This is a genomic window from Halorubrum orientale, from assembly GCF_059623105.1.
In genome coordinates this window covers 19,256-32,691 of sequence record NZ_JBSPSR010000009.1, presented here as the reverse complement: position 1 = coordinate 32,691, position 13,436 = coordinate 19,256, and the positions used below count along the sequence as shown (strand labels likewise).

Below are 13,436 nucleotides of genomic sequence, written 5' to 3'. Positions count from 1 at the left end.
GCCTCATCGGCTCACGCCACGTCGAGCCACGGCACCTCCACGAGCGGTGGGATGTGCGTCTCGATGTGGTGTTCCCAGACGCCCTCCTCGCCGAACGCCTCGCCGTGGTCTGCGGTGACGACGACGTCGCCGTCGAGGTCGTCGACGAGGTCGGCGATCGACTCAAGTGCGATCCGGAGGTTCTCTTCGTACAGCTCTAAGGCGGCAACACGGGTCCCGTTCGAGAGTAGCTCTTTGGGGTCGAGTTCCAGCCAGAGGCCCGCCTTCTGGGCCATCTCGCTGTCTTCGAGGCGAGATTCGATCTTCGGGCGGATGGTGTCAGAGAGGGCGGCGAGTGTGCCGTCGTCTTGAGCGGTGGTTCCATCCTCGTCGGCGGCCTCGCCTTGGGCTTTGATTCCTTTCTGGATTTGTTTGAGCTTCCCGCCGGAGCCGTAGGAGAGATACGGCGCGTGCGGCTGCATGTAGTGGAGGACAGTGCGGTCGGCACCCGCGACGGCGGCGGACTCCTCGCGGAACGCGGCTTCGATGCCGGCGGGCGGGACGGTGCCGAGGTCGTCGTCCCAGTGAGTTTGCCAGACGTCGAAGATGTCGGTGATGTGGTCGCTTGCGGTCCACTCGTAGTCGCAACTCGCACCCCACTTGAGTTCGTTGAGGGGAATCCCGAGGTCGTTGATGAAGGGGTTCCCGGAGAAGTACGCGATGTCGTGGTCGCCGGTGAACGTCTTCGACGCCCACTCGGGCGTCGAGGAGCCGACGCTCTGGCGCTTCTCAAGCGTTCCATCGAGGTACTCGTCGTAGACGTCGCGAAAGACGTCGTACCGGCAGGCGTCTAACACGAGACAGTAGTCCCACTCGGATTCGAGAAAGCGCTGGTCGGTCATTCGGTAGTGGGTGTTTTCGATCGACCGTTGTATGTGTATCGAAGTCTCCAAGCCGTCATGTCGATACGGACGCGGCGGCCGGTGACCGGTGGGTGATGCGTGACGAACACGACCGCGTGACTCCCGGGCACTACTTACCGCCACACCCTCCCCAGCCGATTCCGTACGTTGGTGGTGACTGTGTGAACGAGACGATCTGCGATACCCGGGCACTACTTACCGCCACACCCTCCCCAGCCGATTCGCTCGGTCGCTTCGCTCCCTCACTCATCCCTCGCACGCGCTCGCGAGCCCGCCTTCGGCGTACTCACGAGGCGCGCGCCATTAATCGAGTAGATGACTGTCGTCAGCGACGAGATATTCACACAGCATAGCGGGAGCTATATATCACGTCACAAGGAATTGGTTTCACAGGTCCAGCAGCGAATCACCTGCCACACTGCTCCTGCAAACTGCGCGTTACAGATTCTGTTCGATCCACTGGCACCACGCGTGAAAATCGTTCGCGCCACACTGCTGAGCGATGGACTGGAGCGTCCCGGTCGGGATGTCGTCCGCCGACTGCATCGGCACGGTCACGATACGGACTTCCTCCGTGTCTGGTGACTCGTAGCGGAGTTTCAGGTGGCTCCCGACGCGGCCGCTCTGCACGAATCCGTGGTCAAGTAGCACAGATGCGATTTCACGACCGGAAAAATTCGTCCGGACCATCTACCGCATGAACTCTGGGAGTTCCGCGGAACCGGGTTCGACGTCATCAAGCCCCCACTCTTCGAGGTCTTCGTCAGTGACTGGCTCTCCGCCTCCCTCGTGTAGTTCGAGGGCTTCCGCAAGCATTCGGAGTGCTTCTGTTTTTGTCCCCCCAAAAGAGGCAACGCCAGTTTCGAGGTCACGAGCTGTAATCGTCCCATCATCTTCGTGGATGAACGCTACTCCTTCTTCAGGTGACTCGTCACGCGTTGCACTGGCCATGGTATAAACTGGCGAACCGAGCGAATAAGTGTTCGGTTGGTCACCTGTATTGAGCGAATCATCGTCGCATATCGACGGTATGAGAACTGTGCTATGACGCCCTCGTCGATCCCCATACGCACGGAGACAGTGGCTGCGTGAACAAGACGACTCCGCGATACCCGGGCACTACTTATCGCCACACCCTCTCCAACCGATTCTGTACGTGGGTTGTGACTGTGTGAACGAGACGATCTGCGACACCCGGACACTACTTACCGCCACACCCTCCCCATACATGACTAACCATGGCTATGTGAGCAAGACGACTTCGCGATAGGCGGACACCAGTTACTGCCACACCCTCCCCAGCCGATTCGCTCGGTCGCTGCGCTCCCTCGATCATCCCTCGCACGCGCTCGCGGGCCCCTTCGGCGACCTGCGAGGCGCGCGCCACCGCAGTTCGGTGGGCTGTGCTTGCGTCGGTGCGTTAGTACTCTAAGACGCCGGCGTAGTGGTCGACGGCGAGGACGCCGGCGGCGGCGACGACCGCAGCGAGCCCGAACCGCGGGAGGGCGCTCGCCCACGACTCACCGGCCGCGGTGAGTCGCATCGAGACCTCGAGGACGGGCGCCCGGAGCGCGCCGACGACCAGACTCACCAAGAATGCGAAGGTCGCCGCCCGAGCGGTCTCGAGGGCCCGCCGAACCGCGTGGGCGATCGTGAAAAGCCCGACGAGGCCCCCCGCACAAAAGACGACGATGGTCGGGAGTGGGTCGAGGAGGGCGTCGAGACCACCTCCACGTGCTGCGGCCCCGAGCCCGTCGAAAAAGTCACTGAGGGTGTCGGCCATGAACGCGTACTGGCCGAGCACGACGAGCAACAACGACCCGGAGAGCCCGGGCAGAACCATCGCGCTGACCGCGACTGCCCCAGCGACGAAGACGACCGGCAGCGCGTGCCCGAGGGCGGTCGCCGCGTACCCCGACGCGAGGAAGGCGACGAGAAAGCCCGCCAGGGCGGCGACCTTGCGACGCGGGGTCGTGAGGTCGACCGCACCGAAGAGCGCAACCGCCGACGCCGCGATCAACCCGAAAAAGAAGCCGTACGTGGCAACCGGAAGGGTCTCCAGTAGGGTATCGACCAGCCGCAAGACGAGCACGACCGCGGTAAGGATCCCCGCACCGAGAACCGTCAGGAAGGCCCCGTCGATCTCGTAGAAGGCCTGGCGGGCGTCGGCGCGATCCTCTGCGGTGAGGCCCGCGAGAATGCGCCGAATCTGTTCCGGGTCGATCGCGGTGACGGCGGCGATGAGTCGCTCGTAGATCCCGACGATGAGCGCAATGGTCCCGCCGGAGACGCCCGGGACCGCGTCGGCTGTGCCCATCGCGAGCCCCCGGAGGTAGACGCCGACCCACGCCCGGAGGTCGACCATCGACCCGTTACCCGACCCGGCGGAGACGGGGTGTCGTGATCGAGGCACTCGCCGCGAGCTCCGTTACCGGGGTGAGTTGATACCCCCCGTCGGAATCGGAGCCGTTGGTCGTGTCATCTGTAGAGTCGGTGGTCGTCGTGTCGTCAGTCGTCGTTTCGGTGGTCGTCGTGTCGGTGGTCGTGCTGTCCGTCGACGACTCGCCGGTCGTCGCCTCACTCGTCGTGTCGGCGTCACTCGACGTGTCGCCCTCGTCGCCGGAGTCCTGCACGACGATCCGCTCGAGTTCGACCGTCGTGGCCGTCTCGTCGACGCCGACGACCTGCGCCTCGGTCACGTTCGTGCGCGCCGACGCCGGGGACGCCTCACTCGTCGGGTCCGTCACGCCGGTCGTGATCTCGTAGGGGCCGGTGGCGGTGACGCTCGTGTTGGTGTAGCCGTTCTCGGGGCCGAACTCGTCGTAACCGGTCGTCGAGTACGGCAGCGTGAACGTGAACTCGCCGTTCGCGTCGGCCTCGGTGTACTGCTGGTAGATGAACGTCTCACCGGTCGGTTTCTCCATCTGTACTGCGGCGCGCACCTCCGCGCCGGGCTCTGCACCCGAGCCCTCGAGGGTCGCACCGGGGACCCGCTCGAAGGTCTTCACGAAGTCGTCGGCGGCCGCATTCTGGAGTGACTCACCCAGGACGGCCTGGGGATTCTGGACGAGCTGCTGAACCACGCGGGCCTGCCCGGCCGAAGGGGCCGAACCCTGCGTGTCGGTGACGTGGACGAGCCGGTAGTGCTTGAGGGCGGCAACCCGCTCGGAGGGGACCCCGCCGAGGCCGCCGACTTGGGCGCTGCCGTCGTCGGCCACGTACTCACGAGCGGCCGAGACGTTCTCGAAGCGCTGGATCGTCTGGGTGACGTTCTGCGGAAGGGTATCGACCTGGATGGAGTCGCCGTCCTGCGTCTGGGCGGCCTGTGGCTGCCAGTCGACGACGACCGGCTGCGGGTCGACCGCGCTGCCGTAGTGTTCGTACAGCCGGATCATCTGGCTCTCGTGGTACCGCTGGGTGTGGACCTGCATCACCCGACCGAACCCGCCGTTTTCTTGCTGCTGGTAGACGACCCGGTTGAAGTCGTCTGTGGTCTCGTTGCCAGAGTAGAAGGTGACCGGGGCGTTGAACTTCGAGTTCGGCGAGGCCATCTGGCTGTCGACCATCACGTAGCGAGTATTCGCCCCCTCGGTGCTCTGATCGGCCCACACCTGGTGGGCCTGTTCTTCACTCGGGGCGAGCAGGTAGTCGGCGGCTTCGCCCGCGTTCTGTTGGAACGGGTTGGCGTTCGGGATGCGTTCGGCGCGGGTGGTGATCCAGTGGCCGTAATCCCACCACGACTGGACGCCGTAGGCGCCCTCGGGGTACTCGAAGTCGTCGTCGGCCGGGCGCTCGTAGGTCGCGTACGGGTCCATCGCGTTGTCGTGGCCCTCGAGTTCGCCGGGGACGGGAGTCTCGTCGTTCATCCACTGGAGGCTCTCGTCCCACTGGACGACGTTGCCGGGGCCGGTGGAGGCGCCGGCGGCCCACACCGGGGTGGCGGCCCCGACGAGGGGGACGAAGAGGATCGCGATCACGGCGAGGGCGGTCATCGCCTGCCACCCCTCAATGTCGCGGAGGGCCACGAGCGAGGAAAGGTCGATGACGTCGAAGGCGACCTGGAGGAAGTACGCCGCACCGACGGCGACGACCACCGCGAGGTAGTAGTTGAACCGGACCTGGGTGAAGGCGGCGCTGCCGATGAAGGCCGCCCAGACGACGAGGTAGAGCTCCTCGGCGTCGTACTCGACGAGGAATGTCGCGCCGACGAGCAGGGCGGCCGCGAGTGCGAGGCCGACGACCTGCCAGCTCACCCCGACGAGGCCGCCGATGGCCCCGTAGAGCTGTGGGACCGCGTAGACGGAGCCGACGAGCGCGAGCGCGGAGACGATGTAGACGGAGTCGGTGAACTCATCGGAGTCGTACAGGGGCCGCGCGAGAATGTAGACGATCGCGCCGAGTGCGAGGAAGAACGCGAGGCCGTACTGGGAGATGACGAAGTCAGAGAAGGCGGCGTTCTGGAGGGGGGGTTGGGCCTCGCCAATGGTGCGAGCACCGGCGGAGGCGGAGAAGCCGACGGTGTTGAGGAGACTTCCGGTGAGCGTCGACCACAGCGAGGGAATCGCGAGCCAGACGATGGCCGCGGAGGCAGCGATGAGCCCACCAACGGTGAACGGGTACGTGTTCGTCTCGAGGTCACGAGCCTCCCAGAATCGGGCGAGCCACGCGAGGAACACGGCCCCGGCGGCGACACCAAGCGGGAGGACGATCTGGAGATAGGAATATTCGCTCACCCCGAATCGGAACGTGTCGAGTGGGATGACCTGCATCAGTCCCGCGACCGACAGTGCGATCGCGCCGGCGAAGGCGATCGGCTCGGGGCTCTTCCCGTGGTACACGTCGCTGGTGAGTTTGACGGCGAGATAGATCCCGGTGAACCCGACGACGAGGATGCCAGGTTGCCACGTCCAGATGTACGCGCCGAGCGCGACACCACCGAGCGCTGCAACGCCGACGGGGCGTTTCAGTGCGGTCCAGTCGCGGTCGACGACGAGCTCCCAGACGGGTTTCTCGCGTTCGGCGACGCCGAGTGCGCCGAGGACGCCGAGAACCGCGAGACTCTGAAAGAGGACCTCGGCTGCGGTGTGGTCGGGAAAGCCGACGAGCGAGTAGCTGAAGAAGGTGCCGGGGAGGAGCGCGAGGGTCGCCGCGCCGCCGAGTGCAGCAGGTCGCTCGACGAATCGCCGGGCGATGACGTACGTTGGGAAGGCGACGAGTGCCCCGGCGAGCGAGGGCATGATCAGCATGACTTCTTCGGGACTCCCCATGATCGGCTCGGCGATCCAGATGCCGACGACCATGATGTGATCCCAAAGGGTACCGAACTGGCCGGCCTGGGTTCCTACCGGGAAACCGGTCCAGACGTCGAAGGGCATTCGGCTCGGGTAGTTCTGCATGATGTACGTCGTCTCACGGAGGTGGTACCACGGGTCGTTCCCGCGGAAGTACACCTCGCCGTTTCGGACGAAGTTGCCGTACGATTGGAGGCGCGTCCAGAGCATCACCGCCAACACGCCGAGAAGAACCGGGACGTGATACCACCGTTCCAGCAGATCGGTCGCCGATCTGTCCGGGGCGGCTGGCCGATCGTTCGACTGACTCATTACCTCATCACGACTCGGAAAACGCGCATAAGGCTTGTCATCTCCCTACGATCACCCGACGCGGTGTGGTGTGTGACGGTGTCAGGCCGGGTGGATTCGGGCGGGGTCGCTGACGTCTCGGCGAGTCGAGAGATGGAAGCACTCAAGTCTCCTGTCCGGGTTCTCTCGCGTGTGAAGGTCTCGGTCGTCGTCTGTACGTACACGCTGGACATGTACGAGCACTTCCGCGAGGCCGCCGACAGCGTCCTCGCGCAGACGCACGACGACGTCGAGCTCGTCGTGATCGTCGATGGGACGCCCGAAGTGTACGAGCAGGTCGTGGCGGATTATAATGATCGTGACGATACGGTGATCGAGTGTAACGACGAGAACGTGGGGTTGCTGGCGAGTCGGAACCGCGGTGCGGAGCTGGCCTCCGGCGACGTGGTCGCGTTCATCGACGACGACGCGGTGGCGGACGAGGCGTGGGCCGAGCGGCTGGTTCGCGCCTACGAGGAGGAGGACGCGATCGCGGCAGGCGGGAAGATGACGCCCGAGTGGGTCGCCGGGAAGCCCTCGTTTCTCCCCGAGGAGTTCTACTGGTTGATCGGCGTGACGCATCGCGGATTCGCGGACGGCCCGGGCGAGGTGCGGAACACGTTCGGCTCGAACATCTCGTTTCGGGCGGACGTATTCGCGGAGTTGGATGGGTTCGACGTCGACATCGGCGGGCGGAAAGGAGACAAGAACCTACAGGGCGGGGAGACGGAGCTGTGTGCCCGAATGCGAGAAGAGTACGGGCAGGGCGTCTGGTACGATCCGGAGGCTGAGGTAGCGCACAAGGTGTTCGACTACCGGACGGAGTTCCGGTGGCTAATCGACCGTGCGTTTTGGCAAGGATATTCGAAGCGGGCGATGGAGTCGTTCGTCAACGACGACGGCGGGGAAGAGGGAGCATTCCTCGCAACCTTGGCGACCGATTCGGTACCGACACGGACCGTCACGATGATTCGAGACCCCTCGCTGGCCGGCCTGCTTCAGTTCCTTTTCCTCTTTCAATTCACTGCCGCTGTCGGGTTGGGATACGCGTACGCCCTCTGGGACTGGGATGACGACACACTTTTTCGATGACCCGTCTTTGGGCTCGATATGGATGCGTCGGCCGCTGACGAACCCGTCGACTTCGACGATCTCGACGTTGCGGTCGCCCACTGGCACGTCAACGCGTGGGGGGGCGCGGAGTACCTCGTCACGAAGCTCGCGGAGGCCGTCGACGCGGACCACGTCTACACGCTCGGTGAGCCCGATCCGGACGATCCCAATCCGTACGGGGCGGTGACGTTTGAAGACGTAACCCCCAATCTCGACTACTCGGCCGTCCGGCGACTCCAGCGCCGGGCCGGTCGCCTCTTCGAGTACTCACAGTGGGAAGACGTCGACTGGCGGGAGTTCGGCGATCCGGACGTACTGATCACGTCGGGCGCGACGACGCGGGCAGTCATCACGCCCGACGACACGCTTCACGTGAACTACTGCCACTCTCCGCCTCGGTGGTTCTACGATCTCTACCACGACCGCAAGGACTCGTTGTTCGGAGCTCTTTCGCGACCGATGATACGCTACCTCCGGACGCGGGACATGGTTATCGATCCCCGTGTCGATCACTATCTCGTTAACAGCCCGATTATCGAGCGTCGCCTCTGGAAGTACTACAAGCGCGATTCCGAGGTGCTGTATCCTCCAGTTGAGTTGGAGCGGTACTACAACGACGGCGATCACGGGTTCTACCTCCATCTGGGTCGGCTCGACGAAGAGAAGGGTGTTCCCGAGGTCGTCGCGGCGTTCGAGGAACTGGACGAGCGGCTGGTGATGGCCGGTGGGGCTGGAGATGTCGACGACTCGGTTATGGATCGGATCGAGCGCGCTGAGAACATCGAGTGGAAGGGGTTCGTCGACGAAGACGAGAAGCTCGAACTTCTGGCACGCTGTACCGCGGTCGTGTTCAACGGGCGCAACGAGGACTTCGGGATCGTTCCGATCGAGGCCAACGCGAGCGGAAAGTTCGTTTTGGCGCGTGATGAGGGATTCCCCAGCGTCTTAGTCGAGGAAGGAAAAAACGGGGTTCTCCACGACGGAACACCCAGCGGAATACAAGCTACGGTGGTCGCATATGAGTACCGCGATGACATAGGCGAAATTCACCTCTCCGAATTCACCGAATTGGCCTTCAGGAATCATCTTGAGCACCACCTTGTCAAGTGGAACGCGTCGTTCACGGAGTGTGTCTGAAATGGTTCGAATCGGTGTCATCAACGCACGGGTCGGGGTCGTCGAGAGTGGCGGGACCGAGACATTCCTTCGTGAGATGTTGAAGAGATTGAGTCATCGTCATAAAGTGGTTTGTTATACCGGTACAGGGCGTTTACTAGATGAGATAAAACAGATGGATATACAGGTAGAGCAGATTCCATATCTCGCTAAGGGAGGGTACATAAACGACACCATCTCGAAGTACACACCAGCCCTATCGGCCGAAATTGAAACCTGTTCGCTGTTCTGGAACGCTTGGCGGCGAGGAGTCCTCGAACGGATCGAACAGGAAGTGGACGTGCTCTCCACTCACTACTATCTCGACAATATTCTAGCATCACGCCTACTTGATGTCCCGACGGTGTTCCACTCCGCAGGCATCCGATCTCCGTCGTGGCGGTGGAAGGCGATGAGTCGGATAGCGAAACCAAGTCTGTCACTGGCAAATAGTCGGAGCACGGCCCAGCGGCTGAAACGCTGGTTAAACATCGATGTTAACGGGGTCGTCTATCCTGGCGTGGATGTCGAGCAGTTTAATACCGATTGCGAACCCGCCTTTGAGGACGATCAGACGAGCATCCTATACGTCGGACGGCTTGATGAGGGGAAGGGACTCAAAGAGCTGCTGGAAGCACATTCGCGGCTATCGGATGTTTCATTGTATTTGGTCGGCAATGGTCAACTTGTGGGGGAACTCCGTGGACAGGCCCAAAAACTTGGAACGGACGAGGATGTCCACTTCGTCGGTTCGGTGCCCCACGAGAAGATACATAGATACTATGCTGCGGCGGACATCTTTTGTCTTCCCTCACATCATGAGAGCCTAGGGATCGTTAACTTGGAGGCAATGGCAAGTGGATGCCCGGTCGTGTCAACACGGATCGACGCGATCGAAGAGTACGTTGACGACGGAAGAAATGGTCTGCTCGTCGAACCAGGGGATGTCGATGCTCTCACCTCGGCGCTACGGCAACTCGTCGACGATACAGCGGTTCGAAAATCCCTTTCATTCGCCGGAAGAGAGACAGCAATCGAATACGGATGGGATGTCCAATCGCGCAAACTGGAAGAATACTATGTCGAAGCAACCCAGTATTAGTGTCGTTATACCGACGCTTGAAGGATATCCGATCACGCTTTCCTCTGTCCCGGAGAGTGTCGAAACAGTAGTTGTCGGTGAAGGAAATCGATCCGAGGCGCGCAATATCGGCGTAGAACGGGCGTCCGGGGAGATACTTGTATTCTGCGACGATGATATTCGCTTTGAGGAAGAGTTCTTTTGGGAATCTGTCAATCGGGTTGAACAAGGAACCGTGTTAGGGCTTGCCGATTTCGATTTCGGGTTACTGTTGACCCGGTTCTTGGTAGTCACCCGCGAGGATTTCGAAATGATTGGTGGATTCGACGAAAAGTTCAACCATATGGAAGACACTGAGTTCAGTCTACATGCTAGGTCACACAACATCGATCTCGTCTTGATTCCACGTGGAGAGGTGTATCATGAAGACCACGAGAGTATCGGACAGAGTCGTTGGCCGACGCTAAAGAATACAATCAAGTTATCACTCCGATACCCGAGGTCGGCTCCTGATCTACTTCGAGGATTGGTATTTTGAGGGTGGGAGCGTCTGTAGAGATCAGTATTAAATAGACTAATCGAGTAGTAATAATCACGACAAATGAATATTGCTTTTGTGGTTCTCGATACGCTCCGGAAAGATGCCTTCGAAGAGCACTTTGACTGGCTTCCGGGTCGCCGATACGATAACGCTTGGACGACGAGCAACTGGACTGCTCCCGTCCACGCATCGTTTTTTACTGGAAAGTATGCAAGCGAAATTGGTGTACACTCTAAAGGAAACACGTTAGACTGCGAAGGACCAGTCCTCGCTGAGCAACTCTCAGACGCGGGTTACACGACGAGAGCATTTAGTGCGAATCCAAATGTCTCTAAGCGTTTCAATTACCACCGCGGGTTCGATCAGTTCGAGGGTAGTTGGAAGATTCGTCATTTCAATTCGATAGATATCTTTGATTGGTCGGGGTTCATCAGTAGGACTCGTGGCAAGGGGCCAACTCGCTATTTAGACGCTATCCGGAGTTGTATCACCGAGGATGTGAAAACAGTTGAATCACTCAAACAGGGGTTCAAGCTCAAGTTTCGTCCTGATAAGATTCGAAAAGGAACCGTCGACGATGGAGCCCAGACAGCCCTAGAGCGTATTCGTGAGGCAGAATACAGCGAAAAAGAGTTTTTGTTCCTCAATCTAATGGAAGCTCATGGGCCGTACGAACCACCAGAGGAATATCAGACAGTAGAGACCCACGACAAACCAACCGCCGTTGACGCGCTTACGGGACGTGCTACCGATATGAACGGTGATGCTGTCAGGCAGGCATACAGCGATGCAGTTCGGTATCTCTCAGATATATATAAAGAGATTTTCGCGGAACTCCAATCAGAGTTCGATTATGTTATCACTCTCTCGGATCACGGCGAGATGCTCGGTGAACACGGCCTCTGGGACCACCAGTACGGGCTCTATCCCGAACTGACCCACGTCCCGCTGGTTATCTCCGGCCCTGATGCGTCCGGGTCGACCGACTCCCCTGTGAGTTTACTGGACGTTCACCGGACCGTACTTGATCTCGCAGAGATCGATGCGCCTTCTCGTGGTCACAATCTTCTTGAAGACGGGACGGGCAGTACATATTTGACAGAGTTTCACGGACTGACTGCGTGGCTTTTGGACGAGCTGGCGGAGTTCAACGACTTTGAGGCGATACGTGATCGTTACGACACGCCGCTTAGTGGGATCGCACTTCCACCGTCGTACTACGGCTACGAAACCGACGATGGCTGGGTCAGCCAAGGCAACACAGATAATGATCCACAAGCTCGGCTTGATGCGCTTCGAGACGATCTCAAGGTACAGGAAGCCGGATCCGCACAGGAAGAACTCTCTGACGAGGCGATGGCTCGGCTTGAGGACTTAGGATATGCCTAACGTAGACGGTTGTGAACATTTCGGAGCGGGTCAAGATCCACGTCGAACCGGCTTTCTATTCTGTTTACGATGAGGAGATCTGCCGCGCTAACGCCATATCGGAGATATGAGCCTGCGGTGGCGATCACCAGAACGAGTGTCGTGAGTAAGACCGCGGGGAGTGACGGTGTGAACGCTGCGGAGACGATAGTTGCCGCGACAGCGATAGGGAGCACCGCTGTCAGCAGAAGCTCTCGTGTGAATGGCTGGATACCGTATTCGGCGCAGAGATACGCTGTCAGCGCGACATTCCGGATCACGTACGCTGCACCTGTAGCCACCGCTGCTCCTAGGATACCGTATCTGGGAATAAGTACGACGTTGAGGATGATATTGACCAGCAGTGTCGTGACATCGGTGACAAGAATGGCACGGGTGTTCCCCAAGGCGATGAGCGTATTTTTGTTGTGACCCACTACGACGTGGGTCAACAGTCCGAGTGTGAGAACGACAAACGGGAGCGTGGCTTGTGTGTAAGCGGGGGTATAAATGAAGGTCAAAACGAACTCTGGGAAGACGAGTGCGGTCAGCGTGAAGGGAAGAGACATGAACAGGATCCACTTCGTCATTGCTTGGTAGACGTCTTTGGCCTCTTCGTCTCCCTCATCCTCCTGGAGGCGAGAGACCTCCGGCACGTACATGAAACCGAGTGAGGTGTAGAACAGAAGAGTGATCTGCGCGAGAACGAACGCCGCGTTGTACTGGCCGACACTTCCGACCGGGTCGATCAACGCACCGATCAGGAGTGTGTCGGCGTTATTCATGAGCTTAATTATGATCGCAGATCCCATTAGCGGGATCGAGAAGGACAGGAGCGAACGAGGCTGGAGATTCGCTGTGATGTTCTGGTCGAATAGTGGTGTGTGTTTATGAACGTAGTATAGTGCGATCACCGCTGCTAGTGCGGCTGCGCCGACGTACGCCCCCGCAGCCCCGGCAGCATTGTAGCCTAGCGTCACAAGCGCAATGATGAGCGAGAACCGGGCGATCGGGAAGACGATACTCTGTGCGAGTGATCGCTCGGCCGGTTTCTCGACGGCTCGTAGTGCACCCAGCAAGAGGTTGAGGAGGACGTTAAGCGGGACCGCGATCGAGATAATCCGAAGAACGATGACGAGGTCAGGATCGCCGAACACGCCCACCGAGATTGGTTCGGCAGCGAGAAACAGCACACCAGACCCGACGATAGCGAGTGGCATCGCCACGACGAACGGCGTCACGAGCAATCCGCGTTGTTCCGACTCATCCGTCGCACGCGGGTAGTTTCGGGCGACACCTTCGGGAAGTCCAAGGTTGAACAGACTCGACATAACGAAGTAGAATGTCAACACCAGGGCGACCATCCCATATCCGGTATCGCCGAGAATGCTCGCCATGAAGACGCTGGCAGCGAAGGAGATTGCCTTGTTGATGAGCGAAGCGGCGAAGATCACAGACGATCCGGAGAGAATACGAGAGATTGAGTCTCCGGCTTCGTCCCTCTCCTTGGCCATACAGGTTCGGTTGCTGTTATGGGCTTAGTTACTCCGGTTTGGAATGCCGTCAGGGAGATCAACCGCATTTTGTTTGGCCATGGATCCGAGGACGGAGCGAGA

General features: G+C 60.2%; 11 protein-coding genes. 5 read left to right on the top strand and 6 right to left on the bottom strand.

Annotated features, from left to right (window positions below; all coding sequences use genetic code 11):
* Window positions 1-11: 11 nt before the first annotated feature.
* From ACWUI7_RS11500 to ACWUI7_RS11480, 5 genes are all read right to left on the bottom strand, one after another.
* Window positions 12-881, bottom strand: coding sequence for a hypothetical protein (locus ACWUI7_RS11500; RefSeq protein ID WP_496642359.1), 870 nt, complete (start codon window positions 879-881; stop codon window positions 12-14).
* Window positions 882-1,340: 459 nt separating this feature from the next.
* Window positions 1,341-1,592, bottom strand: coding sequence for a type II toxin-antitoxin system HicA family toxin (locus tag ACWUI7_RS11495; protein ID WP_496642358.1), 252 nt, complete (start codon window positions 1,590-1,592; stop codon window positions 1,341-1,343).
* Window positions 1,593-1,853 carry a type II toxin-antitoxin system HicB family antitoxin gene (locus ACWUI7_RS11490; RefSeq protein WP_496642357.1) on the bottom strand — a complete coding sequence of 87 codons (261 nt, stop codon included), beginning with the start codon at window positions 1,851-1,853 and terminating at the stop codon, window positions 1,593-1,595.
* 469 nt (window positions 1,854-2,322) lie between these two features.
* Window positions 2,323-3,267, bottom strand: coding sequence for a DUF368 domain-containing protein (locus ACWUI7_RS11485; RefSeq protein ID WP_496642356.1), 945 nt, complete (start codon window positions 3,265-3,267; stop codon window positions 2,323-2,325).
* 7 nt (window positions 3,268-3,274) lie between these two features.
* Complete coding sequence (locus tag ACWUI7_RS11480; RefSeq protein ID WP_496642355.1) at window positions 3,275-6,505, bottom strand: oligosaccharyl transferase, archaeosortase A system-associated; 3,231 nt, start codon at window positions 6,503-6,505, stop codon at window positions 3,275-3,277.
* Window positions 6,506-6,676: 171 nt separating this feature from the next.
* On the opposite strand from ACWUI7_RS11480, the gene aglG reads away from it, so the two are divergent.
* The 5 genes from aglG (at window position 6,677) to ACWUI7_RS11455 (ending at window position 11,802) form a co-directional block, all read left to right on the top strand.
* Entirely contained in the window at window positions 6,677-7,615 is a 939-nt protein-coding gene (aglG, locus tag ACWUI7_RS11475; protein ID WP_496642444.1) for a glucosyl-dolichyl phosphate glucuronosyltransferase, read from the top strand.
* 18 nt (window positions 7,616-7,633) lie between these two features.
* The gene (locus ACWUI7_RS11470) at window positions 7,634-8,773 is read left to right on the top strand and encodes a glycosyltransferase (protein ID WP_496642354.1); all 1,140 of its coding nucleotides are present in this window, start codon (window positions 7,634-7,636) and stop codon (window positions 8,771-8,773) included.
* A gap of 1 nt (window position 8,774) precedes the next feature.
* Window positions 8,775-9,893 carry a glycosyltransferase family 4 protein gene (locus ACWUI7_RS11465; RefSeq protein WP_496642443.1) on the top strand — a complete coding sequence of 373 codons (1,119 nt, stop codon included), beginning with the start codon at window positions 8,775-8,777 and terminating at the stop codon, window positions 9,891-9,893.
* Entirely contained in the window at window positions 9,871-10,410 is a 540-nt protein-coding gene (locus tag ACWUI7_RS11460) for a glycosyltransferase family 2 protein (RefSeq protein WP_496642450.1), read from the top strand. The genes ACWUI7_RS11465 and ACWUI7_RS11460 overlap by 23 nt, the downstream gene beginning before the upstream one ends.
* Before the next feature lie 78 nt (window positions 10,411-10,488).
* Window positions 10,489-11,802, top strand: coding sequence for a sulfatase-like hydrolase/transferase (locus tag ACWUI7_RS11455; protein ID WP_496642353.1), 1,314 nt, complete (start codon window positions 10,489-10,491; stop codon window positions 11,800-11,802).
* Here the strand turns inward: ACWUI7_RS11455 and ACWUI7_RS11450 are convergent.
* Window positions 11,799-13,334, bottom strand: coding sequence for a flippase (locus ACWUI7_RS11450; RefSeq protein ID WP_496642352.1), 1,536 nt, complete (start codon window positions 13,332-13,334; stop codon window positions 11,799-11,801). The two genes, ACWUI7_RS11455 and ACWUI7_RS11450, sit on opposite strands and share 4 nt — an antisense overlap.
* Window positions 13,335-13,436 lie beyond the last annotated feature (102 nt).